Consider the following 24,563-nt stretch of genomic DNA (forward strand, 5'->3'; position numbering starts at 1 on the left):
GCCCGCCCCTCTAATGCGATCGATGGGAAAACGCGACGGCTCAGGCGGCCTGACGCGACCCCGTCAGATAGCCGATCACGGTCGCCAGACGCTCACGCAGGTCGCGGCGATGGACGACCATGTCGAGCATCCCGTGGTCCAGATAATATTCCGAGGTCTGGAAATCGTCGGGCAGCTTCTCGCGGATCGTATTCTCGATCACGCGGCGGCCGGTAAAGGCCAGGGTTGCCTTCGGCTCGGCGATCTGGACGTCGCCCAGCATCGCATAGGCCGCCATCACGCCGCCCGAGGTCGGGTCGGTCAGCACGACGATATAGGGCAGGCCCGCATCGTGCAGCATCTGGATCGCCACGGTGGTACGCGGCATCTGCATCAGGCTGAGAATGCCTTCCTGCATGCGCGCGCCGCCCGAAGCGGTGAAGATGACATAGGGGCAGTTGTCCGCAATGGCCGCCTCGACGCCGCGAACGAACGCCTCACCGACCGCCAGGCCCATCGATCCGCCCATGAAGGCGAAGTCCTGCACGCCGACCACGACCTTGTGGCCCAGGATGGTGCCGCGTGCATTGACCAGCGCGTCGTTCTCGGCGGCGCTGGTCCGTGCCGCCTTCAGGCGATCGGCATAGCGCTTGGAGTCGCGGAACTTCAGCGGATCCTCGGGCACCTTGGGCGCGGGCAGCTCGTTGCAGCTGCCTTCGTCCAGCAGATGGCGGAAGCGCGCCTTGGGCCCGATGCGGTCGTGATGATCGCATTTCGGGCAGACGTTCAGATTGTCTTCCAGCTCCTTGGTGAAGACCATCTGCCCGCATCCCTTGCACTTATGCCAAAGATGATCGGGCGTCTCCTTCTTGACGACGAAGGGGATGACGTTGCGGACGCTGTTGAGCCAGCTCATGCGAGTTCCTTGCGTGCATCGGCCAGCGCCGACGACAGGGTTTGAATATAGGCGCGGACCGGGGCGGGGGCGTTCGCCCCATGCTCGCCCACCAGATCGACGATCGCCGAGCCGACGACGACGCCGTCCGCCACGCGACCGATCGCCGCGGCCTGTTCCGGGGTACGGACGCCGAAGCCGACCGCGACCGGCAAATGGGTCGCCGCCTTCAGACGGGCGACCGCATCCTCGATCGAGGATTGCGCCGCCTGCTGCTGCCCGGTGATACCCGCGACGGAGACATAATAGAGGAAACCGTCGGCGCCCGTCAAAATCGTCGGCAGGCGCACGGCATCGCTGGTCGGGGTCGCCAGCCGAATCGAGGCGATCCCCTTGCCGCGCAGCGCGACGCCCAGCGCATCGTCTTCCTCGGCGGGCACGTCGACGCAGATCACGCCGTCGACGCCCGCTTGTGCCGCCGCCTCGGCGAACCATTCGGGGCCGCGTACCGTCATCGGGTTGGCATAGCCCATCAGGACCAGCGGCACGTTCGGGTGACGGGCGCGAAAGGCCGTGGCGATCGCCAGCACGTCGGCGGTGCGGGTGCCCGCGCCCAGGCTGCGGATATTGGCCTTCTGGATCGCCGGGCCATCGGCCATCGGATCGGTGAAGGGCATTCCCAGCTCGACCACATCCGCACCGCCCTCGACCAGCGCGTCGAGGATGGCGGCGGTGTCGCCCGGCGTCGGATCGCCCGCGGTGACGAAGGTGACGAGGGCGGCACGGCCCGCATCGGCGCAGGCCGCAAAGCTATCGGCGATCCGGCTCACATCTTGGCTCCCAGCGCGTCGGCGACGGTGAAGATGTCCTTGTCGCCACGACCCGAAATATTGACCAGCACGATCTGGTCCCGGTCCATCAGCGGCGCACGACGGATCAGCCCGACCAGCGCATGGCTGCATTCCAGCGCGGGGATGATCCCCTCGACCTTGCAGCACAGCTGGAAGGCGTCGAGCGCCTCGGTATCGGTCACGCCTTCATAGACGACGCGGCCGGTATCGTTGAGCCAGCTATGCTCGGGCCCGATCCCCGGATAGTCGAGCCCGGCCGAGATCGAATGCGCCTCGGCGATCTGCCCGTCCTCGTCCTGCAACAGATAGGTCTTGTTGCCGTGGAGGATGCCGGGCTTGCCGCCGGTCAGGCTGGCCGCATGCTGGGTGGTGTCCAGGCCGTGTCCGGCCGCCTCGATGCCCAGCATCGCGACTTCGGCGTCGTCCAGAAAGGGGTGGAACAGGCCGATGGCGTTCGATCCGCCGCCGACCGATGCGATCAGCAGGTCGGGCAGGCGGCCTTCGGCCTCCAGGATCTGCGCCTTCGACTCGGCGCCGATCACCGACTGGAAGTCGCGGACCATCTCCGGATAGGGGTGGGGACCGGCCGCCGTGCCGATGATGTAGAAGGTGTCGTGGACATTGGCGACCCAGTCGCGCAGCGCCTCGTTCATCGCGTCCTTCAGCGTCTGTGCGCCCGACGTGACTGGGCGCACTTCCGCACCCAGAAGCTTCATGCGGAACACGTTCGGTGCCTGACGCTCGATATCGCGCGCGCCCATGAAGATGGTGCAGGGCAGGCCGAAGCGCGCCGCGACGGTGGCGGTCGCCACGCCATGCTGGCCCGCGCCCGTCTCGGCGATGATCCGCGTCTTGCCCATCCGCTTGGCAAGCAGGATCTGGCCGATGCAGTTGTTGATCTTGTGCGCGCCGGTGTGGTTCAGTTCCTCGCGCTTGAAATAGACCTTCGGCCCCTTGCCCTCGGGCGCGCTTGCACGAAGCGTCTCGGTCATGCGCTCGGCATAGTACATCGGGCTGGGACGACCGACATAATGGGTCATCAGATCGTCGAACTCGGCCTTGAAAGCCGGATCGACCTGCGCGGCGCGATATTCGCGCTCCAGGTCGAGGATCAACGGCATCAGCGTCTCGGCGACGTAGCGCCCGCCGAAATCACCGAAATGGCCGCGCTCGTCGGGCTGGGCACGGAAGGAATTGGGGGCGTTCATCTCGTTTCCCTTGAGCATTTGCGGGGCGACCCCTGCAAACGATCCTGTCACTGATTTGTCGCAACGGCTTTAAGGAACGTCGCGATCTTGTCCATATCCTTGACGCCCGGCGCGCTCTCGACGCCAGAGGACACATCGACCAAGGGCGCGCCCGTCCGCCGGATCGCCTCGGCGACGTTGCCGCCATCCAGCCCGCCGGACAAGGCCCAGCGCAGCGGATGGCGAACCCCGTCGAGCAGGCTCCAGTCGAAGCGCAGGCCCATGCCGCCGGGCAGCGACGCGTCGTCCGGGGTCTTGGCATCGTACAGGATCAGGCTGGCCGCCCCCGCATAGTCGCGGGCCTTCTCGACATCGCCACGCAGCTTGATCGCGACGGCCGCCCAGACCTCGCGGTCGAACTTCGATCGGATCGCGGCCACGCGCGCCGGTGCCGTGCGATGAAGCTGGATCGCGTCGAGCATCCCGGCACGCACCGCCGCCTCGAGCAACTGGTCATCGGGGTCGACGAAGACGCCGACACGCTGGACATGATCGGGCACCCGTCCCGCCAGTCCTGCCGCGACGTCGAAGGTCAGGTGCCGGGGCGAGGCGGGGAAGAAGACGAAGCCGACATGGCTCGCCCCGCCGCCCAGCGCGGCGTCGAGCGTGGCGGGCGACGTCAATCCGCAGATCTTGGCAGTGGTCGGCATGGTCGTTTCCCGAATGGGAGGGTCCGAAAAACGTATTTAGAGCGTGGCCGCGATCGCCCGAGCGGCCGCGTCGGGGTCCTCGGCCTGCGTGATCGGACGGCCGATGACCAGGATCGAGGCGCCCGCATCGACCGCCGCGCGCGGGGTGACGACGCGCTTCTGGTCGCCGATCACGCCATCGGCCGGACGCACGCCGGGGACGACGAAAAAGCCCTTGGGCCACGCCTTCTTGACGGCGGCGACCTCTTCGCCCGAGCAGACGATGCCATCCACGCCCGCCTCGGCCGCCAGGTCGGCCAGACGGCGGACATGATCCGCCGGAGAGCCGATGACGCCGGTGTCGCTCAGGTCGCTGGCGTCCAGGCTGGTCAGCATGGTGACGGCGACGACCTTCGTGCCGGTCGGCGCTGCCGCCTTGGCATCCTCCAGCATGGCGCGGCCGCCGCTGGCATGGACGGTCAGGATGGCGGGGGCGAGCGGGCCGAGCGACTGGACGGCCTTGGCCACCGTGTTCGGGATGTCGTGCAGCTTCAGGTCGAGGAAGATGGGCAGGCCGATATGCGCCATTTCGCGCACGCCGGTCGCACCGTGCGCACAGAAGAATTCCAGGCCCAGCTTCAGCCCGCCGACATGATGGCGGACCTTCTGGGCCAGCGCCTGTGCGCGAGCGAGATCGGGGGTGTCGATGGCGACGTAGATACGATTGCTCATGAAGGGATCAGACCGTCGGCTGGATATTGGTGGTAACAGGGGCAGTCGGGGCGACATAGGCGCTGGTCTCGGCCGACACGGCGGCCAGCGAGCGCTCGGCGGCGCTCAACCGCTGACGCAACCTCCAGCGCGCGGCATGCTGCCAGATCAGCGTCGGCACCAGACCGAGCAGGAAGGTCAGGAACAGCAGCAGCGGCAGGTTCACGTCCGCGACCAGCCCGCCGACCAGCCGGATCGGCACGGTCGTCCAGTTCCCCAGCGTGAAGGCCGCGGCCAGAAAGGCCAGCAGGCACCAGAAGAGCATTTTCAGGAACTGCATGGGTTTCTCCGCATCACCGGGTTCGGCGATGCGGTCTAGCGGCGTTGACCGGGCATGACCAGCCTTCAGCCGATCTCCCGGCGAAGCGAGGCGATCAGGGGCGCGATGGCGGTCAACCGCGCCTCTTCCTCGTCGAGTATGGCCAGGAAAGCGCGCCGCTTGAACGCGGCCACCGCGCCGGGTTTCAGCCGGATGGTCGGGGGCAGGGTGGAGACGGCGATGTCGATCATCCGCTCCGCGCCGTGCAGCCGCCCCCAGAGATAGTCGTTCTCGCGGTAGCTGCGGCTGAAGAACGCGCCGAAGGTCAGGAACTGGATGCCCTTCAAGGTCGCTTCGGCACCGCCTGCCCGGATGGCGGTGGCATCGTCGGGGGAGATGCGGTCGACCTTGATGGGGTCGAACTCGTCCAGCCCCTCGCCTTGCAGCAATGGCAGCGTCGCCACGTCGAAATAGGGGAAACCCAGATAGGTGAGCAGCAACGTGCGCCGGGCGGCCCGGGGCAACCCCGAAAAGGCCGCGGCCAGCCGGGCATCGGTCTCTCCGTCGAGCCGGATCAGATCGAGCCGGGCCTCCAGTCGATCGAGCATCGGAGCACCGTCATTGCGAACGGCGCGGATATCCTCCGCCCATTCGGTCAGACCGATACCGCTCTGGCGTTCCAGAAACTCGGCCAGCGATTCGTAGATGGCGTCGCGGACAGGCGCGAGCTCCGCCTCGCTGTGATCCGCCTCGAGCTCGGTCAGTCGCCGGGCGAGCAACCGAAGGCGACGGATGCGATAGCCCAGGTCGAAGGCGCGCAGGAAGGTCCGGGCGCCGTTGCTCGATCCGCCGGTGAAGCTGATCGCCTCGCCACCGACATGGCGGGTCGCGACGGTCCGCTCGATCATCGCGCGAAGGCGGTGGCGGCTCGGCTGGCCATCGTCGCCCATGGCCTCCGTCAGGATCGTCGTCATGCCGTCGATGACGTTGGCGAGCTTCAGATGACCATAGGCGGCATAGCTGAACCCCGCCTTCGCGGCGGCGGCAGCCTGCGCGCGAACCCGCCACGAAGCCAGCCGCGCAGCGGTCGGGCGGTCGAGGAAGAAGGTGCCGCCGAACAGCTGCTCAATCTCCTGCTCCACCTCCTCGCGAATGGCGGCGAGGATGGCCTGCATCCGATCGATCCGGCCGGATCGGGCGGCGATCGCCTCCAAATTGTCGCGGATGGGCTGCTGGCGGGGCAGTTCGCTGATCGCGCCGATGATCGTCTGGAAAAAGCCCGGATGACCGCCGCCGCCGGGCAGGCGGAAATGCATGCCCGGAAACGGGTCGATATAGACGAAGCGACGGTCGACCTGACGCCGGGCGGGACGGCGTCCGAGCGCGTCGATGGCGGGGCGGAAGGGCGCATTGACCAGCACCGAGCCGTCGATCAGCACCGCCTTGTCCGCCGCACCCGCCGCATGATGGCGGGGAAGCACGCGGCGCAGGAAATCGTCGCGCTCGGGCCAGTCCTGTTCGCGCGCCGCCAGCACCCGGTCCAACTCGGCGACGGTGAAGGGCGGGAAGGCGCCGGGGAAGCTCGACGTCGCCCTGGCCGCAAAGACCAGTTCGGGGATCGCCGCCAGCTTGCCGCCGCCGGTGTCGGTGAAGTCGACGACCATGCGATGTTCGGTCTCGACCACCTCGCCCGGCGAATGGAGCCGCAACCGCTGCGGCTGGCCGGTAAAGTCGGTGACGGTGACGAACAGATCGAGTGGCTGTCCCGGCGGGATCAACCGTTTGCCGACCGGACCGTCCGCCATTCGGTCGAAGGCTTCCAGTAACCGTCCGGTAAAGGCGTCGGCGGCGAAGGGCGGCTCGAACCAGCGCGAGCGGATTAGGTGACCGAGCTTGGAGCGCACCTCCTCGCGCGTATCCTCGTCGAGCGCCGCGACCTTCTCGCCGCTGCGCCCCGCCGCCATCCACGCGATGGGCAGCGCCCACATCTTGGAAAAGCGGGACGTCGGCGCGGCTTCGGGGGCGATCAGCGATTCGATATCGGCCGCCTCCAGCCAGAGGTCCGTCAGCGGATCGAGCGACTGGCCGGTCGACATGGCATGACCCAGGAATATGCCGTTGATCCCGCCCGCGCTGGCGCCCGCGATGATGTCGGCCAGGATACGCACGCGCACGCCGCCGCGCTCCGCCATGTCGTCGAGCAGATCGTGATAGACCGCATCGACCGCCGAGGCGGGAGGATCGCCCTCATGCGAGGCCCGGCTGGCGCGCACGACCCGCCAGATTTCCTTGGTGATGCCGTGCATGTAGACGGCCAGGCTGATCCCGCCATAGCAGACCAGCGCCAGCCGCAGCTCCTTTTCGCGCATCAGCGAGGCCCGATCGTGGCCCAGATGGGCAAATGGTCGGAGGCGCGGCGCGACATCGGCGTCGCATGAACGCCGCAGGCGCCGATCTTCAACTCCGGCGACACCATGATCCGGTCGAGCCGGCCGATCGGTCGCATCGCGTGGAAGCTCGGCCCCGTCTCCGCCACGGCGAAATCGCGGGTAAAGTCCTTCAGGCACCCGGCGGCGCGGGTCCATTCGTTCAGGTCGCCCATCATGACCGTCGGTTGCCGCTGCGCACAACTCGTCAGATGCGCCAGGATCGCCGCCGCCTGCCGCCGCCGCCACAGCCCCGACAGGTCGAGATGCATGCCCACCACCCGGACCACCCCGGCCTTGGTCTGCAGATCCGCCATCACCGCACCGCGCGGTTCCAGCGAGGGCAGGTGGATCGCCTCGAAATCCAGGACCTGTATGCTCTTGCGCACCAGGATCGTGTTGCCATGCCAGCCCATCGAGCGGGCCTTCATCCCATAGACGATGGGCTTCCAGTCGCTATGGTCGTCAAGCAGATGCAGCGGGATCACGCCTTCGCGTTCGCCGAAGCGACGATCCGCCTCCTGAAGGGCGATGACATCGGCATCGACCTCACGCAGTACGTCCAGGATACGATCGGGATTGCGCCGCCGGTCGGCGCCGATCCCTTTCCGAATGTTGTAGCTGGCGACCTTGATCATTCCGCCACTGTAACGCAGCGACGGGCTTTTGGTGCCAATTCCAGAGCAGGATGGAAATGGTGCCGGATGAGGGGATCGAACCCCCGACCTTCGGTTTACAAAACCGCTGCACTACCGCTGTGCTAATCCGGCGTTGCGATCCCCCTAGCGTCAAGACACGCCGAAGGTCCAGCCCTCCGTTTGCGCAACCTGATGGGTGAGGCCCGCCGGATGCCAGAGATCGTCGCGCGTCGCCATGGTGCGGAGCCAGGCGGCGGTCAGGATCGCATCCGTACTGTGATCGTCATAGCGATGGAGCGGATCGTGCGGTTCGCTGCCCAAGGCCACCAGCGCCGCGTCCAGCGCCTCGGCGCTGCGCATCTTGCTCCGCCCGCGCGGACGACCGGCGTCACGGGCGGCGATGGAGGTATAGATTTCGACCACCAGTGCACCGGAGGGCGGCACCGGGACGAACGGCCAAATCGCCATTCGCCCGTCCAGACGCCGGAGCAGCCGCATTCCGGCAAAACTCGCCTTCGCCACCTGCGACGCGCCGATCGCGTCATAAACGGTCGAAGGCTTGCGCGCGCCATCGGTCGCGATCTCGCAGGTTCGCCAATGGAGGAAGTCCGCCTTTCGCCCGTCCGCCGCGCCGAAATAGAAATGCCGCCCGCGCCGCGCCTCCAGGAAACTGCGCGCGCCCAGATCGGGATCGTCGCAACTGTCATCGACATAAGCCCAGAGCGCCCGCGCATTGGCGGTTGGCGGATCGCCCGGCAAATGCGCTCCCCGTCCGATGAAGGGCGCCGAAAAGCTGAAGTCGAAGCCGATAAGCAGCGGTTCGTCCGCCCGTGCCAGCAGCCACTCGGCCACGCCTTCGCGCGACCAGGCCCGGCCCGGCGGCGCGATGATGACGGGAGCGGCGTTTCCCGAACGGCAAAGGGCGACCTGGATACCCGGATGCGCCACACCATGCGCACCGGACCAGTCGATCGCGACGAAGCCGCTGAAACGGTCAGCCGCGACGGTCATCGCCGCCATCCTGCAAGGCACGGCGGCGCTCGCCCCACCAGGCCATACGCTCGGCGATGCGTTTCTCCAGACCGCGCCCCGATGGTTCGTAGAAGCTCTGCGGCGGCAACTCGTCCGGCCAGTAATTCGCGCCTGAAAAACCGCCATCGGCGTCGTGATCATACTGATAGCCCGCGCCATAGCCGATCTGCTTCATCAGCTTGGTCGGCGCGTTCAGGATATTGGCGGGCGGCATCAGCGACCCGGTTTCCTTGGCGGTCCGCCAGGCCTGCTTCTGCGCCTTGTACGCCGCGTTCGATTTGGGTGCGGTGGCGAGATACAGGCATGCCTGCACGATCGCCAACTCCCCCTCGGGAGAACCCAGAAACTCATAGGCGTCCTTGGCCGCAAGACACTGGGTCAGCGCCTGCGGATCGGCCAGCCCGATATCCTCGATCGCCGTCCGGGTCAGGCGGCGCAGCAGATAGAGCGGTTCCTCGCCCGCCGTCAGCATCCGCGCAAGATAGTAGAGGGCCGCCTGCGGGTCCGATCCCCGGATCGACTTATGCAGCGCCGAGATCAGGTTGTAATGCCCCTCCCGGTCCTTGTCATAGACAGCGACCCGGCGTTGCAGGAAGGCCGACAGCCCGGCGGCGTCGAGCGGTTCGGGCAGGTCGACCGCAAACAATGTCTCGGCCTGGTTGAGCAGGAACCGGCCGTCTCCGTCCGCGCTGGCAAGCAGCGCATCGCGGGCGGGCGGTTGCAGGGGCAGGGGGCGCTCCATCAACGCCTCTGCCCGCTCCAGCAACTGTTCCAGCGCCGGCTGTCCGAGCCGATGCAGGATCAATACCTGCGCCCGGCTCAGAAGTGCGGCGTTGAGTTCGAACGAGGGATTCTCCGTCGTCGCGCCGACCAGCGTGACCGTGCCATCCTCGACGAAAGGCAGGAAGCCGTCCTGCTGCGCGCGGTTGAAGCGGTGGATCTCGTCCACGAACAACAGTGTCCGCTGGCCGAGCCGGGCATGGTCCCGCGCCTCGGCAAAGACCTTTTTGAGGTCCGCGACGCCGGAAAAGACCGCCGAGATTGCAGCATAGCGCAAGCCTACTTCGGCGGCGAGCAGCCGGGCGATGGTCGTCTTGCCCGTGCCCGGCGGTCCCCAGAGGATCATCGACGACAGACGCCCGGCCGCGACCATACGCCCGATGGCACCCTCCGGACCGGTCAGGTGATCCTGCCCGACGACCTCGGTCAGCTTCATCGGGCGCATACGATCGGCCAGCGGCGCATCGGCCGAGAAAGAGGGCTGGGCGGGGGCGGGGTCCATACCCGCGAACAGATCGGCCATGGCCGTCATGTAGGGGCGCCGAAGCCCCCCGTCACCATTCCTATCGAAGATATATCGTGAGTCATCTTGACGAACTTCTTGCGCGATATATCTTGAGCGTATCAAAACCCAATCTGGAGTATCAGAATGCGACATTTTCACGGGCACGGACATGGCCAGGATCATCACCAACGGCGCGGCCGGTGGAGTTTCGGGCCGCTGGAAGTGCAGTGGGATTTCGAAGACCCACGCGGCGGACGGCGAGGGCCGGGCGGTGGCCGCCGGGGACGGATGTTCGACGGTAGCGAGCTGCGGCTCGTCCTGCTGAAGCTGATCGCCGACGAACCGCGCCACGGCTACGACCTGATCCGCGAGGTCGAGGCGATGACCGGCGGCGCCTATGCCCCCAGCCCGGGTGTCATCTATCCGACAATCACCCTGCTCGACGAAATGGGCTTTATCGAGGAACAGCGTTCCGAGGGGGCCAAGAAGCGCTTCGCCGCGACCGAAACCGGCCGCACGCACCTGACCGAGAATGCCGAACAGGTCGAAGCGTTGCTGGCCCGGCTGCGGGCCTTGGGTGAACATCGCCAGCGGGTCGATGCGGCGCCGATCCGGCGTGCCATGGGCGGGCTGAAGATGGCGGTGATGGAGCGCTTCGGCGGCGGCGACGCGCCGCAGGAGATGGTGCACGAGGTCGCCGCGATGATCGACGAACTTGCACAGAAAGTGGAGCGCCTGAAATGAGCCTGTCCATCGCCCGTGTGCCGACCCCGTCGGCCAGCCGCTATCTCCAGCAGCTCGCCAAGCACTGGAGCCACAAGATGGAGGTGTCCTTCACCGCCGAGGAGGGCACGATCCTGTTTCCCAACGGATCGAAACTGGAAATGCGCGCCGCCAGCGAGACGCTGGACATCGTGCTGACGGTGCCCGAGGACGGCGATGTCGCGCAGATGCGGCAGGTGGTCGCCAGCCATCTCGACCGCTTCGCCTTTCGCGAAGCGCCGCTGACCTTCGACTGGCGCGAAGGTTAAGCGACGAGGGCGCGATAGGCGTCGAGCACCGCGTCGTTGACCTTGTCCCACCGGTAATCGGCGACGCGGGCCTGTCCCGCTTCGCTGAACCGGTGGCGCAGGGCCTGGTCGTTGGCGATCCGCTCCAGCGCGTCGGCATAGCCGCTGATATCGCGCGCGCCGACCAGATAGCCGGTCTCGCCATCCGCCACGAGGTCCATCGCGCCGGTCGCGTTGGCAGCCACGACGGGCACGCCCGCCGCCATCGCCTCGGTCGTGACGTTGCCGAAGGTTTCGGTCACGCTGGGGTTGAAGAAGATGTCCATCGACGCGACCGCACGGCCCAGATCGTCGCCGGTCTGATAGCCCGCGAAGATGGCATCGGGTGTCGCCCTGGCGAACCAGTCCTGCGCGGGTCCCTTGCCGACGACCAGTACCTTGTGCGCCACGCCGCGCCGCCGAAGCTCCGCCAGCGCCTCGGCAAAGACGTCGAGGCCCTTTTCCTTGACCAGACGCCCCAGGAACCCGATCGCCACCTCATGGTCGGCGATGCCCAGCGAACGCCGCCATTCCAGGCTGCGGCGCGAGGGGCGGAAACGGTCATGGTCGATCCCGCGCGACCAGATGCCCATCGGCGGCGTCACACCCCATCCGCGCAGCAGCGCGATCATGCTGGGGCTCGGCGCCACGATCCGGTCGAACTTGTTGTAGAAGCGGGTCAGCAGCTTGATGATCGCCGGTTCCAGGAAACCCAGATTGTAATAGGCCGGATAGGTCTCGAACCGGGTATGGACCGAGGCGATCGACGGCACACCCTTTTCCCGTGCCCAGCGCACGGCGGCGTGACCCAGAAACTCGGGCGCGGAGACATGGACGATGTTGGGCGCAAACGCCTCCAGATCGGCCCGCACCTTGGCCGGAAGCCCGCGCGCCAGCTTGTAATCGGCGCGGAACGGCATCGGGATGGCGGGGACATCGACCAGATCCCCGACCGGCGGAAAGGCGGGCGTGGAGGAGGTCGGCGAATAGACCCGCACGGCAACGCCCCGCGCCAGCAGATGGCCGACCAGCAGGTTCAGGCTCTGGTTCGCGCCGTCGCGCGTGTAGTTATAGTTGCCGCTGAACAGCGCGACACGAAATTGTTCTGGGATCATGGAGTTCGCCCCATAGCCGCGCGGGCCCCCAAAGACCACTCCCGCCGCCCGATCAAATCCGTTCCATTTTCGTTCCACTCCGGCTAGAGCATCGGCATGGCCAAAATCCAGAAGCGCTATGTCTGCCAATCCTGTGGTTCGGTGTCCTCCCGCTGGCAGGGGCAATGCCCCGATTGCTCCGAATGGAACACGATGCTGGAGGAAGCGCCGGTCCAGCTGACGCCCTTTGCCGCCAAGCATAACCTGCAAGGCGGCGGCAGGGCGATCCAGTTGGTCGGACTCGACGCCGATATTCCGCTGCCCGACCGGATGGCGACCGGCATCGCCGAACTCGACCGCGCACTGGGCGGCGGTTTCGTCGAGGGTTCGGCCACGCTGATCGGTGGCGATCCGGGGATCGGCAAGTCGACCCTGCTGCTCCAGGCGGCGGCGAAGCTGGCGATGGCGGGCAAGCCGGTCGCCTATGTCTCGGGCGAAGAAGCCGCCGATCAGGTCCGACTGCGCGCACGGCGACTGGGGCTGGGGCAGGCCCCCGTACGGCTGGCGGCGGCGACCTCGGTTCGCGACATCCTGACCACCCTGTCGATCGGAACGCCGCCCGCGCTGCTCATCATCGATTCGATCCAGACCATGCACTCCGACCTGATCGAGGGTGCGCCGGGCACCGTCAGCCAGGTGCGCGCGTCGGGACAGGAGCTGATCCGCTTCGCCAAGGAACGCGGCACCGCCGTCGTGCTGGTCGGCCATGTCACCAAGGACGGCTCGATCGCGGGACCGCGCGTGCTGGAGCATATGGTCGACACCGTCCTCGCTTTCGAGGGCGAGCGCAGTCATCAGTATCGCATCCTCCGCGCGATCAAGAACCGTTTCGGCGGCACCGATGAGATCGGCGTCTTCGCCATGCAGACCGAGGGGCTGACCGAAGTCGGCAATCCCTCGTCGCTGTTCCTGACCAATCGCGAGGAAGGGATCACGGGCGCCACCGTCTTCCCCGCGCTGGAGGGCACGCGGCCGGTGCTGGTCGAAATCCAGGCGCTGACCGTGCGGCTGGCTTCGGGGGCCACGCCACGGCGCGCGGTCGTCGGCTGGGATACCGGACGCCTGGCCATGATCCTGGCGGTGCTGGAGGCGCGGTGCGGGCTGAGTTTCTCGTCGGCCGAAGTCTATCTCAACATCGCGGGCGGCTACCGCGTGCAGGACCCGGCCGCCGATCTGGCGGTGGCGGCGGCGCTGATCTCGGCCCTGTCCGAACGGCCGGTGCCGACCGACGCCATCGTCTTCGGCGAAATCGCGCTGTCAGGTGAAATCCGCTCCGTCGCGCATGGCCCGTTGCGATTGAAGGAGGCGGGCAAGCTCGGTTTCGAAAAGGCGATCGTTCCGCGCGCCATGGCCAATGATGAAGGCGGCCTGCGCATGACCGGCTTTCGCACCCTGGCCGAGTTCGTTGACCATATGCTGGGGCGCGGGTAGCGAAGGGGCTGATGGCGCCATGCCCCGAAGATCGTGGCTCATGGCTGGTTGAGATATGGGATAACAGGCGTTGACGGCCCTAGATATTCTTGTCCTGATCGCGGTGTTCGGCGCGGCGATACAGGGGTTCATGCGGGGCTTCGTCACCGAAGTGCTCGCGCTGTTCGCCTGGGTCGCGATCGTCGCTGCGCTGAAGATGTTCCATATCGCCTTGGCGCAGGCGCTGACCGGCGTGGTCGGCACCGTATCGGGCGCGGCCGTGCTGGCCTTCGCGCTGATCGTCGGCGTGACCTATCTGGGCGGGCGCATGATTGCGCGGGCCATCGGTTCGCGGACACGCACCTCCATTCTGGGTCCGGTCGACCGTGCCCTGGGCTTCGGTTTCGGTGCGCTCAAGGGCCTGATCCTCGCCAGCCTCGTCTTCCTGGTCGTCGCCCTGATGGTCGATACGGTCAGCGGCGGCCCCGCGCGGCGGCCCGAATGGATGGTCAAGAGCCACACCTACAAGCTGCTGAATGCAACCAGCGCCGGGATCGCCGATTTCGTCGATCGCCGTCGCCGGGGCCTGCCCGTCTTCGGCGCACCCACGCCCGCCACCGCCTCCGGCCCGACCAACAGCAGCGAGACCCCGTGATGAATGCGCCCCTCTACAACGCAGAGATTTTGCGCCTGACCACGGCGATCCCGCACGACCAGCGCCTGACCGATCCGATGGCCAGCGTCGAGCGCCGCTCGCCCATTTGCGGCAGCCGGGTGACGGTGGACGTCAATCTCGACGAAACGGGCCGGGTGGCCGAGGTCGGAATGCTGGTCCGCGCCTGTGCCCTGGGGCAGGCGTCGGCGGCGCTGCTGTCGGCGCATGTCGTCGGGCGCAGCGCGGTCGAACTGGCCGCCGCGCGCGACGAACTCACCGCCTGGCTGGCGTCGGGGCAGGGGGATGCCCCCGCCTGGCCGGGTCTCGACATTTTCACCCCGGCGCTGTCCTACACCGCCCGCCACCCCTCGATCCGGCTGGCGTTCGAGGCGGCGGCGCAGGCGGCCGAGGATGCGGCGGCCGGAGCCAGGAACTGATGCACGGCGAGTTATCGCTGCTGCGCGACGGGGCGATCCTGTTCGGGTTCGGACTGGCCTTCGTCCTGATATTCCGGCGTCTGGGACTGGGTGCAACGCTGGGATATCTCGTCGCGGGCGCGGTCGTCGGCCCGCACGTGCTGGGGCTGGTCGGGGATGCCGAGTCCAAGCTGGGCATCGCCGAGATCGGCATCACGCTCCTTCTCTTCATCGTCGGTCTGGAACTGAACCCCGCCCGGCTGTGGCGGATGAAGCATGAGATTTTCGGCCTGGGGCTTCTTCAGGTCGCGATTTGCGGTCTGGCGATCACCGGCATCGTCATCCTTGCGCATTTCTCGCCGGAGGCCGCTCTGGCGCTCGGCCTGCCGCTCGCCCTGTCCTCGACCGCGCAGGTGCTGCCGATGCTGCAGTCGTCGGGGCGGATGCGCACGCCCTTCGGCGAGCGGGCCTTTTCGATCCTGTTGTTCCAGGACCTGTCGATCGTCCCGCTCATCACCATCGTCGCGGCCATGTCGCGCAACCCGGCCGATCATACCGGGCCGCCGGGCTGGATCCTGGCGCTGGAGACGGTCGGCGCGATCATCGGCCTGATCCTGGCGGGGCGCTTCCTGCTGCGGCCTCTGTTCCGCCTGATAGGCAATATGGGCGAGCGCGAGATGTTCGTCTTTGCCGGACTGTTCACCGTGGTCGCCAGCGCGGCGGTGATGGAGTTGCTCGGCCTGTCGACCGCGCTGGGCGCTTTCATCGCGGGCGTCATGCTGGCCGACAGTCCGTATCGGCACGAGCTGGAAGCGGATGTCGAGCCTTTCCGCTCGATCCTGCTCGGCCTGTTCTTCCTGGCGGTCGGCATGATGCTCGACCTGCCCGCCATCGCCGAGCGGCCGGTCTTCGTCGCGATCATGGCGATGGCGTTGATCGCCACCAAGACTTTGGTCATCACGCTGATCGGGCTGGCGTTCAAGATGAACTGGCGTTCCGCCCTCGCGCTGGGCCTGCTCATGAGCCAGGGCGGCGAGTTCGGCTTCGTGCTGTTCGCCCAGGCCCAACAGGGCTATCTGATCGCGCCGGAGGCGGCGAGCCTGTTCGGGGCGATCATCACCCTGTCGATGGCGACGACGCCGTTCCTGATGGGCGCGACCCGCCGCATTCGTGAGGAGCCGGTCATCACCCGTGGCGGCCAGCGCGAGGGGCCGGTGACCGACGGGGCCAACGCGCTGATCGTCGGCTATGGTCGCTTCGGCCAGACCGTCGCGCAGATGCTGATCGCCAGCGACGTACCCGTGACCCTGATCGACCGCGATATCGAGATGATCGATATCGCCGCATCCTTCGGAGCCAAGGTCTATTATGGCGACGGCACCCGGCTGGACCTGCTGCGCCAGGCGGGCGCGGCAGAAGCGGAACTGATCCTCTTCTGTCTGGATGACGATCAGATCACGTTGGAACTGCTGGAAAGCGTCCATGCGGCGTTCCCCGATGCCTCGATCTTCGTCCGCGCCTATGATCGACGCGCAGTCCTCCGTCTCAAGGGCGGCCCCGCATCCTATGTGGTGCGCGAAGTGCTGGAATCGGCGGTGAAGATGGCCCGCCTGGCACTGGGCAGCCTGAAGATCGACCATGCCGAGATCGACCGGGTGGAAACCATGTATCGCGCCCGTGACAAGGAACGGCTGGCGGCACAGGCGGCCGCGGGCGACCTGCGGGCGGCGAGCGACCGGATCATCACGCAGGACGAAAGGAACGGCTGACCATGGGACTGGTGGCAATCCTGGCGGCGCTCTCGGGAGCGATCGCGATCACAGCCGGAGCCTTCGGCGCACACCGGGCCGAAGGCGTGGCCGTCGAATGGCTGCGCACCGGTGGACAATATCAGCTGATCCATGCCGTAGCGGCGCTCGTCGCATTGCGTATGGAGGCGAGGGGGGTCGCGTGGACCTTCGTCATCGGCGCGGCGATCTTTGCCGGGACGCTCTACGCCATGGCCTTTGGCGCACCTCGCTGGTTCGGAGCGATCACCCCGATCGGCGGTACGCTCCTGATCGGCGGCTGGCTGTGGCTCGCCTGGTCGCTGCGCTGAGGTTTCACGCCGGGCTTCACCTCCGCCTGGGGATGTTCTAGGGACCGGCCATGGCCGATCCATTCTATATCACCACCGCCATCCACTATCCCAATGGCCGCCCGCATATCGGCCATGCCTATGAGATGGTGGCGGCCGACGTCATCGCCCGGTTCCAGCGTCAGGCGGGCCGCGATGTCCTGTTCCAGACCGGCACCGACGAGCATGGCCTGAAAATGGCCCAGGCGGCGCGTGCGCGCGGCATCTCGACGCGCGAGTTCGCGGATGAAATGTCCAGCCATTTCCATGTGATGGCCGACCGTCTTGATATTTCCTACGACCGTTTCATCCGTACCGTCGATACCGATCACTATGCCGCCAGCCAGGCGATCTGGAAGGCGATGCAGGACAAGGGCGACCTGTATCTCGACCGGTATGAAGGCTGGTATTCGGTCCGCGACGAGGCGTTCTACGACGAAAGCGAACTGACGGTCGCCGAAGACGGCACCAAGCTGTCGCCGCAGGGCACGCCGGTCGAATGGACCGCCGAGGAAACGTGGTTTTTCCGCCTGTCGAAGTATCAGCAACCCTTGCTCGATCTGTACCGCGACAATCCCGATTTCATCCGCCCGGAAAGCCGCCGCAACGAGGTGATGCGCTTCGTCGAGGGCGGTCTGTCCGACCTGTCGGTGTCGCGGACCAGCTTCGACTGGGGCGTGCCCGTGCCCGACAGCCCCGGCCATGTGATGTATGTCTGGGTCGATGCGCTGACCAATTATCTGACCGGCACCGGCTATCCGAACAAGGACAGCGATTTGGCGCGCTTCTGGCCCGCCAATCTGCACCTGATCGGCAAGGACATTGTGCGGTTCCACACCGTTTATTGGCCCGCCTTCCTGATGTCCGCCGATCTGCCGCTGCCGCAGTCGGTGTTCGGTCATGGCTTCCTGCTCCACCGGGGCGAGAAGATGTCCAAGTCGGTCGGCAACGTCGTCGATCCGATGGGACTGGCCGACGCCTTCGGCGTGGATGCGCTGCGCTATTTCTTCCTGCGCGAGGTCAGTTTCGGGCAGGACGGCTCCTATTCGGCCGAAGCCATCGTTACCCGCGTCAATGCCGAACTGGCCAACAGCTTCGGCAATCTGGCCCAGCGGACCTTGTCGTTCATCGCCAAGAATCTGGGCGGCGAACTGCCCGAGGCGGGGCGTAGCGATCCGGCCGACGCGGTGCTGCTCGAGGAAGTGGTCGTCGCCTGTGCCGCGCTGAAGACCGCCTTTGACGATCTGGCGCTCAGCCAGGGGATCGAAGCGTGGATGCGCGGTGTCTATGCGTGCAACCAGTATATCGACGTGCAGGCGCCCTGGTCGCTGCGCAAGACCGATCCGGAGCGGATGCACGCCGTGCTCGGCACGCTGGTCCGCGCCATCCGTATGCTGGCGATCGCGATCCTGCCGGTGACGCCGCGGGGCGCCGGGTTGGTGCTCGACACGCTGGGGGCGGAGGAACGCGATCACGCCGCGATCGACGATGACGGCTGGTATGCCCGCCGCGCCGGCAACGGTGTACCGCTGGCCGCCCCGACCCCGGCATTCCCGCGCCTCGAAATCCCGGCCGAGGCCGAAGCCTGATGCTGGCCGACAGCCATTGCCACCTGAACTATAAGGGGCTGGTCGAAGAGCAGGCGGCGATCCTGACCCGCGCAAGGGATCGAGGTGTCACCGCGATGCTCAACATCGCGACGCGGGAAAGCGAATGGGATGCGGTGATCGCCACCGCCGAGCGTGAACCCGATGTCTGGGCGACGGTCGGCATCCATCCGCATGAGGCCGATGCCCACCCGCATATCGACACCGCCAAGCTGGTCGAGCGGGCGCGTCATCCGCGTGTCGTCGGTATCGGCGAGAGCGGCCTCGACTATTATTACGATCATAGCGACCGTGTGCGTCAGCAGGCGAGCTTCCGCGCGCATATCGCCGCCTGCCGTGAAACCCGTCTGCCGCTCGTCGTGCACACCCGCGACGCCGAGGCGGATACCGCCGCGATCCTGGCCGAGGAGATGGGGAAGGGGGCCTATCCCGGCGTCATCCACTGCTTCACGGCCAGTGGAGATTTCGCCGACAAAGCATTGGCGTTAGGCTTTTATATATCCATATCGGGTATCGTGACGTTCAAGAGCGCGAAGGATCTGCAGGAAACGGCCGCACGTCTGCCGCTGGATCGCTTGCTGGTCGAGACCGACGCGCCGTTCCTGGCGCCGGTGCCCCATCGGGGCAAGACGGGGGAGCCGTCCTTCGTCGCCGACACCGCCAAATTCCTCGCCGATCTGCGCGGCGAAACGGTCGAACAACTGACCCAGGCTACCGCCGAAAACTTCCATCGGCTGTTCGCGAAGACCCGCGCGTGAAAATCCGCATCCTCGGTTGCGGCACGTCTTCGGGCGTGCCCCGGATCGGCAACGACTGGGGGGCGTGCGATCCGACCGAGCCTCGCAACCGACGAATGCGCTGTTCGGCCTTGATCGAGCATGACGGCACCCGCATCCTGATCGACACCGGCCCCGACATGCGCGAACAGTTGCTGGCGGCCGATATCGGTACGGTCGATGCCGTCATCTGGACCCATGATCATGCCGATCACTGCCATGGTATCGATGACCTCCGGCAGATCTTCCATGCCTTGGGCGAGCCGGTGGCGGGCTATGCGCGGCCCACCACTGCGGCATCGTTGGAAGCGCGGTTCGGCTATGTGTTCCGGGGAAAAACGGGATATCCGCCGACCGCAACCATGACGCCGATCGATCGCGAATTGATGATCGGCCCGATCCGCATACGGACAGTGGACCAGCCGCATGGCCGGATCTTGTCGGCAGGCCTGCGCTTCGAATGTGACGGCAAGAACATCGGCTACGCCACTGACTTCCATGAGCTGACGCCCGAAATGGCCGAACTTTATAGCGGCCTCGACCTCTGGGTCGTCGACGCACTCCGCCGCCATCCGCATCCGGCGCATGCCGACCTGCCATCGGTCCTGCATTGGATCGACGCTCTCAAGCCACGCCGTAGCGCGCTGATCCATATGGACCAGTCGATGGACTATGCCACCCTGTGCCGCGAACTTCCGAAAGGTGTCGAGCCTGCCTATGACGGCATGGAATTGATCCCGTGAGTGGCGATCGGGCCATGGACATCGTCTATTATGGCCTGATCCTTCTGTTACCGCTCGGCGCGCTCGCGGCCCGGCGCATTCCGATCGGTCAGACGTTGCGGATGGCACTGATCTGGATCGGGATATTCGGTGCCGCTTTCCTGGTCATCGCACAACGGGACCGCTTGGCAAGCCTTTGGTCCCGTGAGGCTATGCCGGACGGGATAATGCGCATCCCGGTGGCCGAGGATGGGCATTTCTACGCCACCGTCCGCATCAACGGCGTCGAGCGCCGAATGCTTATCGACAGTGGCGCGACGACAACCGCCTTGTCCGAGGCGACCGCCCGAGCCGCCGGTCTCGATCTCAACGAAAGTCCGTTCGGCAGCCTGATCGAAACCGCCAATGGCCGAGTCACCGCATCGCATGTCACCATCGCCGAACTGACCATCGGACCGATCCGACTGAGGGACATCGGCGCTGACGTGTCACCGAACTTCGGCGATCAGGATATCATCGGCATGAACGTGCTGAAGCGGTTGCGCTCATGGCGGGTGGAGCGTGGACTACTGGTCCTGAACGCCACACCCTGATATATTTTTACATAATACATATTATCAATTCGAAGGAATGCCGAGTTGGAACGCTTGCTGGCCATCATGAAACGCCTCCGCGACCCGCAGACCGGCTGCGAATGGGATGTGGCGCAGAGCTTCGAAAGCATCGCACCTTACACCGTCGAGGAAGCGCATGAGGTCGCCGACGCGATCGCGCGCGGCGACATGGCGGATCTCAAGGACGAACTCGGCGATCTGCTCCTGCAAGTGGTCTTCCACGCCCAGATCGCCGAGGATCATGGGCAGTTTGCCTTTGCCGATGTCGTCACGGCGATCAGCGACAAGATGGAGCGGCGACACCCGCATATCTTTGGCGATCAGGCCGAAGGTGGTCATCATTTGTGGGAACAGATCAAGGCCGAGGAACGTCAGGCCAAGGCTGCGGGCGGTACGCTGGACGGCGTTGCCCTCGGGCTCCCAGCCCTGATGCGGGCGGACAAGCTTCAGAAGCGTGCCGCCCGGGTCGGCTTCGACTGGCCCGATGCCGAAGGATCGCGCGCGAAGGTCGACGAGGAAATCCAGGAGATCACCGAAGCCCCGCCCGAAATGCTGGCGGAGGAATTTGGCGATCTGCTCTTCTCGGTCGTCAACTGGGCGCGCCATTGCGGCATCGATGCCGAAGCGGCGCTCCGTTATGCCAATGGCAAGTTCGAGCGCCGCTTTCGCGCGATGGAAGCCGAGGCGGGCGATGGTTTCCCCGCACTCGAACTCGAAGCGAAGGAAGCCCTATGGCAGGCCGTCAAGCGTCGCGACGGGTGAACCGCTCGTAATCGGACTCGGCCAGGCGGACATCATAGACCGCCTGATCGCCCTCGATCACCTGATCCAGCACCTCGCCATGCGCGTGGAGCCAGGCGGCCCCCGCCCCGTCACCCGCATCCAGCGTGACGCGATACCGCCGATGCCCGGAGGTCAGCGCGGCCGCCACCTGCTCGATAAGGTCGTCAATGCCCTCCCCCGTCATCGCCGAGACTGCGACGATGTTGGGACGGCGTTCGGCGTCGACCAGCACATCCTGGCGCGCATCACCCTCGATCAGGTCGATCTTGTTCCACGCCTCAAACCGCGGTGTTTCGGGATCGACACCGATTTCGGTCAGCACCGCTTCGACATCGGCGCGCTGCGCCTCCGTGTCGGGATGCGCAATGTCGCGAACATGAATCAGCAGGTCGGCCGATACCACTTCCTCCAGAGTCGCCTTGAATGCGGCAACCAGCTGGGTCGGCAGGTCGGAGACGAAGCCCACCGTGTCGGACAGGATCGCCTTGTCGATGCCGGGCAATGAAATCTGCCGCAAGGTCGGATCGAGCGTGGCGAAAAGAAGATCTTTCGCCATGACATGAGCACCGGTCAAACTATTGAAAAGCGTCGATTTTCCGGCGTTGGTATAGCCGACCAGCGCGATCACCGGCCATGGCGCGCGCTGACGCCGCTCGCGATGAAGCCCACGCGTCCGACTGACCTGATCCAGCTCGCGCCGGAGCCTTGCCATGCGATCGCGGATCATCCGGCGATCGGCCTCGATCTGCGTTTCACCGGGACCGCCGAGGAAGCCGAAGCCGCCGCGCTGCCGTTCCAGATGGGTCCAGCTGCGTACCAGACGACCCGCCTGATAGTCGAGATGCGCGAGTTCGACCTGCAACCGTCCTTCGGCCGTCGCAGCACGCTCACCAAAGATTTCCAGGATCAGGCCGGTGCGGTCGATGACCTTGGCCTCCAGCGCGGTTTCGAGGTTACGCTGCTGCACCGGGGTCAGCGAGGCGTCGAAGACCACCAGCTGGGCTTCTTCCATCCGCACCTGCTGGGCGACCTGCTCCACCTGGCCGCTGCCGATCAGCGTGGCGGGCTTGGGCGCACGGACACGCAGCGCCACGCGCTCGACCACGTCCAGGCCGATCGCCATGGCAAGTCCGGCGGTTTCCTCCAGCCGCGCCTCGGCGTCACGCGCGGCATCGCCCTGGTCGGGCAGGACGATGACCGTGCGGGCACCGCGGGCGAATTCGCCGCGGTCGCGATCGAAACCCGTACTCAATCCTCGGCCGATCCCGCCTGCTCTTCGGCCAGATTTAGCGGACGAGCCGGCTGAATGGTCGAGACGGCGTGCTTGTAGACGAGCTGGGCCATGCCCTCACGCTGGAGCAGCATGCAGAACAGGTCGAAGCCCGCAATCTGTCCCTGCAGCATGACGCCGTTGATCAGGAACATGGTGACGGGGTCTTCGGACTTGCGCACCGCATTCAGGAAGATTTCCTGCAAAAGCGGGTTCTTGCGCTGCTGTTCGTTCACACCGTCGACGATCGCGGCGACGTCCAGCGGGCCCGAGGGCATGATGGTGGAGATGGCATGCTTGTAGATGAGCTGCGACTGACCGTCGCGGCGCAGCAATACCGAGAAATTGTCGAACCAGGTGACGATACCCTGGAGCTTCACGCCCTTCACGAGGAACATTGTCACCGGCGCCTTGGAGCGGCGCAGTGCATTCAGAAACAGGTCCTGGAGTGAACCCGATTTGTCGGCCATGGTCGAGCCCTTGTTCTTGGCGGGTCCGTGCCCGCGAGTAGCGCCGTTTCCCGGCGTCGGAATTGCGCCCGTGTACCGGGCGCGACCGATATCTATGGTCTCGACAGGCGTTCGTCCAGAGGTGGCGATCAATCCTCTCGCGTCTCGCTGATCCCCAGCAGCTTCAGCTTGCGGTGCAATGCCGAGCGCTCCATGCCGATGAAGCTGGCCGTGCGTGAGATATTGCCCGAAAAACGCCGGATCTGAACGCGCAGATATTCACGCTCCCAACTTTCGCGGGCCTCACGGAGCGGAGCGCCCATGATCGCCGTCGCACCACCGCCGCCCATATCGGCCCCCTCTCCCAGCACCTCGGCGGGCAGCAGGTCCAGATCGATCCGCCCGACCCGGTCGCCCGGCGCCAGGATGATCGTCCGCTCGACGACATTGCGGAGCTGGCGGACATTGCCCGGCCAGTCGTAGGATTGCATCGCGACCATCGCGTCAGCCGCGATCTCGGGCGTACGAACGCGGCGTTCGCTGGCGTAATGGGCCATGAAATGCTCGACCAGCGGCGGGATGTCCTCACGCCGTTCGGCCAGCGACGGGATGGTCACGGGAACGACGTTGAGACGGTAGTAGAGATCTTCCCGGAACCGTCCTTCGGCGATTTCCTGGGTCAGGTCACGCGCGGTGGCGGAGACGACGCGGACATCGACCTTGACGACGCGGGTGCCGCCGACGCGGGTAAAACTTTGATCGGTCAGCACGCGCAGGATACGCGCCTGGGTCGCGATCGGCATATCCGCGATCTCGTCGAGGAACAGCGTGCCGCCATGCGCCTGTTCGAGAAGGCCGGTACGGACGAGATCACCCCCCTCCTCCACCCCGAACAGCTCTTCCTCGACCCGCTCGGGCGTCATGCGCGCGGCACTGACCACCACGAATGGTGCATCCGCCCGATTGCTCCAGCCGTGGAGCAGGCGCGCGGCGACTTCCTTGCCGACGCCCGCCGAACCCATGATCAGCACCCGGCTGCCCGTCGCGGCCACCCGCTTCAGGGTCGCGCGGATGCCGTTGATGGCGCTCGACGATCCGGTCAGATCGGTCTCCCGCCCGGCCGACGCCCGCAGCGAGGCGTTTTCACGACGCAGCCTTTCGGTCTCGGTCGCGCGCGCGACCATCAGGAGCAGGCGCTCGGCCTCGAATGGCTTTTCGATGAAGTCGGCCGCGCCCTTGCGGATCGCGGCGACCGCCGTGTCGAGATTGCCATGGCCGGAGATGACCAGCACCGGGATCGACGGGTCGCGCCGCTTGATCTCGTCGAGCAGTTCCAGCCCGTCGAGCTTCGACCCCTGCAGCCACACGTCGAGCAGGACGAGCGACGGACGTCGCACCGCCACCGCCTCCAGCGCGGAGTCGCTATCGGCCGCGACGCGGGCGTCATAGCCCTCGTCCTCCAGCACGCCCGCGACGAGTTCGCGAATATCGAGTTCGTCGTCGACGACGAGGATGTCCAAAGCCATGATC

26 protein-coding genes and 1 tRNA gene are annotated in these 24,563 nt (G+C 66.2%); 12 read left to right on the forward strand and 15 right to left on the reverse strand.

Annotation, left to right across the window (positions count from 1 at the left end; all coding sequences use genetic code 11):
• Positions 1 to 40: 40 nt before the first annotated feature.
• The 11 genes from accD to ACQR50_RS08695 all read right to left on the reverse strand — a co-directional run bounded on the left by accD (position 41) and on the right by ACQR50_RS08695 (position 10,030).
• Positions 41 to 895, reverse strand: coding sequence for an acetyl-CoA carboxylase, carboxyltransferase subunit beta (gene accD / locus ACQR50_RS08645; RefSeq protein WP_056434911.1), 855 nt, complete (start codon positions 893 to 895; stop codon positions 41 to 43).
• Positions 892 to 1,704 (reverse strand): tryptophan synthase subunit alpha, encoded by an 813-nt coding sequence (gene trpA, locus ACQR50_RS08650; RefSeq protein WP_056434910.1) that lies wholly within the window; start codon positions 1,702 to 1,704, stop codon positions 892 to 894. Before trpA ends, accD begins: the two co-directional genes overlap by 4 nt.
• The gene (gene trpB, locus ACQR50_RS08655; RefSeq protein WP_428967988.1) at positions 1,701 to 2,933 is read right to left on the reverse strand and encodes a tryptophan synthase subunit beta; all 1,233 of its coding nucleotides are present in this window, start codon (positions 2,931 to 2,933) and stop codon (positions 1,701 to 1,703) included. The genes trpA and trpB overlap by 4 nt, the downstream gene beginning before the upstream one ends.
• Positions 2,934 to 2,980: 47 nt before the next feature.
• Positions 2,981 to 3,622: a phosphoribosylanthranilate isomerase gene (locus ACQR50_RS08660; protein WP_076716258.1), complete on the reverse strand. Its 642-nt coding sequence runs from the start codon at positions 3,620 to 3,622 to the stop codon at positions 2,981 to 2,983.
• 36 nt (positions 3,623 to 3,658) lie between these two features.
• A complete protein-coding gene (gene pyrF / locus ACQR50_RS08665) occupies positions 3,659 to 4,333 on the reverse strand; it encodes an orotidine-5'-phosphate decarboxylase (RefSeq protein ID WP_428967989.1) in 675 nt (224 codons plus the stop codon).
• 7 nt (positions 4,334 to 4,340) lie between these two features.
• Positions 4,341 to 4,652, reverse strand: a complete 312-nt coding sequence (locus ACQR50_RS08670; protein ID WP_184104363.1) for a lipopolysaccharide assembly protein LapA domain-containing protein — start codon at positions 4,650 to 4,652, stop codon at positions 4,341 to 4,343.
• Positions 4,653 to 4,717: 65 nt separating this feature from the next.
• Positions 4,718 to 7,000, reverse strand: coding sequence for a patatin-like protein (locus ACQR50_RS08675; RefSeq protein ID WP_428967990.1), 2,283 nt, complete (start codon positions 6,998 to 7,000; stop codon positions 4,718 to 4,720).
• Positions 7,000 to 7,695: an endonuclease/exonuclease/phosphatase family protein gene (locus ACQR50_RS08680; RefSeq protein WP_428967991.1), complete on the reverse strand. Its 696-nt coding sequence runs from the start codon at positions 7,693 to 7,695 to the stop codon at positions 7,000 to 7,002. The genes ACQR50_RS08675 and ACQR50_RS08680 overlap by 1 nt, the downstream gene beginning before the upstream one ends.
• Before the next feature lie 57 nt (positions 7,696 to 7,752).
• A tRNA-Thr gene (locus ACQR50_RS08685) sits at positions 7,753 to 7,827 on the reverse strand.
• An 18-nt stretch (positions 7,828 to 7,845) separates the two neighbouring features.
• Positions 7,846 to 8,706 carry a hypothetical protein gene (locus ACQR50_RS08690; RefSeq protein ID WP_428967992.1) on the reverse strand — a complete coding sequence of 287 codons (861 nt, stop codon included), beginning with the start codon at positions 8,704 to 8,706 and terminating at the stop codon, positions 7,846 to 7,848.
• On the reverse strand, positions 8,690 to 10,030 hold the full coding sequence (locus ACQR50_RS08695) for a replication-associated recombination protein A (RefSeq protein WP_428967993.1): 1,341 nt from the start codon (positions 10,028 to 10,030) through the stop codon (positions 8,690 to 8,692). Before ACQR50_RS08695 ends, ACQR50_RS08690 begins: the two co-directional genes overlap by 17 nt.
• A 126-nt stretch (positions 10,031 to 10,156) precedes the next feature.
• Between ACQR50_RS08695 and ACQR50_RS08700 the strand changes: the two genes are divergently transcribed.
• Entirely contained in the window at positions 10,157 to 10,756 is a 600-nt protein-coding gene (locus ACQR50_RS08700; protein WP_056434904.1) for a PadR family transcriptional regulator, read from the forward strand.
• The gene (locus ACQR50_RS08705) at positions 10,753 to 11,043 is read left to right on the forward strand and encodes a DUF2218 domain-containing protein (protein WP_184104357.1); all 291 of its coding nucleotides are present in this window, start codon (positions 10,753 to 10,755) and stop codon (positions 11,041 to 11,043) included. The genes ACQR50_RS08700 and ACQR50_RS08705 overlap by 4 nt, the downstream gene beginning before the upstream one ends.
• On the opposite strand, the gene ACQR50_RS08710 is transcribed toward ACQR50_RS08705, so the two are convergent.
• Complete coding sequence (locus ACQR50_RS08710; RefSeq protein WP_428967994.1) at positions 11,040 to 12,176, reverse strand: glycosyltransferase family 4 protein; 1,137 nt, start codon at positions 12,174 to 12,176, stop codon at positions 11,040 to 11,042. The genes ACQR50_RS08705 and ACQR50_RS08710 overlap by 4 nt on opposite strands.
• A 96-nt stretch (positions 12,177 to 12,272) precedes the next feature.
• Between ACQR50_RS08710 and radA the strand changes: the two genes are divergently transcribed.
• The 10 genes from radA (at position 12,273) to mazG (ending at position 21,293) form a co-directional block, all read left to right on the forward strand.
• Complete coding sequence (gene radA / locus ACQR50_RS08715; RefSeq protein ID WP_056434901.1) at positions 12,273 to 13,646, forward strand: DNA repair protein RadA; 1,374 nt, start codon at positions 12,273 to 12,275, stop codon at positions 13,644 to 13,646.
• Between the two features lie 130 nt (positions 13,647 to 13,776).
• Positions 13,777 to 14,280 (forward strand): CvpA family protein, encoded by a 504-nt coding sequence (locus ACQR50_RS08720; protein WP_428970672.1) that lies wholly within the window; start codon positions 13,777 to 13,779, stop codon positions 14,278 to 14,280.
• Complete coding sequence (locus tag ACQR50_RS08725; RefSeq protein ID WP_428970673.1) at positions 14,280 to 14,717, forward strand: iron-sulfur cluster assembly scaffold protein; 438 nt, start codon at positions 14,280 to 14,282, stop codon at positions 14,715 to 14,717. Before ACQR50_RS08720 ends, ACQR50_RS08725 begins: the two co-directional genes overlap by 1 nt.
• Positions 14,717 to 16,465 (forward strand): cation:proton antiporter, encoded by a 1,749-nt coding sequence (locus ACQR50_RS08730; protein ID WP_428967995.1) that lies wholly within the window; start codon positions 14,717 to 14,719, stop codon positions 16,463 to 16,465. The genes ACQR50_RS08725 and ACQR50_RS08730 overlap by 1 nt, the downstream gene beginning before the upstream one ends.
• 2 nt (positions 16,466 to 16,467) lie before the next feature.
• A complete protein-coding gene (locus tag ACQR50_RS08735; RefSeq protein WP_428967996.1) occupies positions 16,468 to 16,794 on the forward strand; it encodes a DUF423 domain-containing protein in 327 nt (108 codons plus the stop codon).
• A gap of 50 nt (positions 16,795 to 16,844) precedes the next feature.
• Positions 16,845 to 18,401, forward strand: a complete 1,557-nt coding sequence (metG, locus tag ACQR50_RS08740) for a methionine--tRNA ligase (RefSeq protein ID WP_428967997.1) — start codon at positions 16,845 to 16,847, stop codon at positions 18,399 to 18,401.
• Entirely contained in the window at positions 18,401 to 19,177 is a 777-nt protein-coding gene (locus ACQR50_RS08745) for a TatD family hydrolase (RefSeq protein WP_428967998.1), read from the forward strand. The genes metG and ACQR50_RS08745 overlap by 1 nt, the downstream gene beginning before the upstream one ends.
• Positions 19,174 to 19,938, forward strand: coding sequence for an MBL fold metallo-hydrolase (locus ACQR50_RS08750; protein ID WP_428967999.1), 765 nt, complete (start codon positions 19,174 to 19,176; stop codon positions 19,936 to 19,938). The genes ACQR50_RS08745 and ACQR50_RS08750 overlap by 4 nt, the downstream gene beginning before the upstream one ends.
• A complete protein-coding gene (locus tag ACQR50_RS08755; RefSeq protein WP_428968000.1) occupies positions 19,935 to 20,510 on the forward strand; it encodes a retropepsin-like aspartic protease family protein in 576 nt (191 codons plus the stop codon). The genes ACQR50_RS08750 and ACQR50_RS08755 overlap by 4 nt, the downstream gene beginning before the upstream one ends.
• 66 nt (positions 20,511 to 20,576) lie before the next feature.
• Positions 20,577 to 21,293, forward strand: a complete 717-nt coding sequence (gene mazG / locus ACQR50_RS08760; protein WP_428968001.1) for a nucleoside triphosphate pyrophosphohydrolase — start codon at positions 20,577 to 20,579, stop codon at positions 21,291 to 21,293.
• Here the strand turns inward: mazG and hflX are convergent.
• The 3 genes from hflX to ACQR50_RS08775 form a co-directional block, all read right to left on the reverse strand.
• Positions 21,274 to 22,566, reverse strand: coding sequence for a GTPase HflX (hflX, locus tag ACQR50_RS08765; protein WP_428968002.1), 1,293 nt, complete (start codon positions 22,564 to 22,566; stop codon positions 21,274 to 21,276). The genes mazG and hflX overlap by 20 nt on opposite strands.
• Positions 22,563 to 23,054, reverse strand: coding sequence for an RNA chaperone Hfq (gene hfq / locus ACQR50_RS08770; RefSeq protein ID WP_042482301.1), 492 nt, complete (start codon positions 23,052 to 23,054; stop codon positions 22,563 to 22,565). The genes hflX and hfq overlap by 4 nt, the downstream gene beginning before the upstream one ends.
• A gap of 128 nt (positions 23,055 to 23,182) precedes the next feature.
• On the reverse strand, positions 23,183 to 24,559 hold the full coding sequence (locus ACQR50_RS08775) for a sigma-54-dependent transcriptional regulator (protein ID WP_056434891.1): 1,377 nt from the start codon (positions 24,557 to 24,559) through the stop codon (positions 23,183 to 23,185).
• Between the last annotated feature and the right edge of the window lie 4 nt (positions 24,560 to 24,563).

Origin of the sequence: Sphingomonas sp. Xoc002, from assembly GCF_050408055.1 — a bacterium.
Taxonomy (GTDB): Bacteria; Pseudomonadota; Alphaproteobacteria; order Sphingomonadales; family Sphingomonadaceae; genus Sphingomonas; species Sphingomonas yabuuchiae.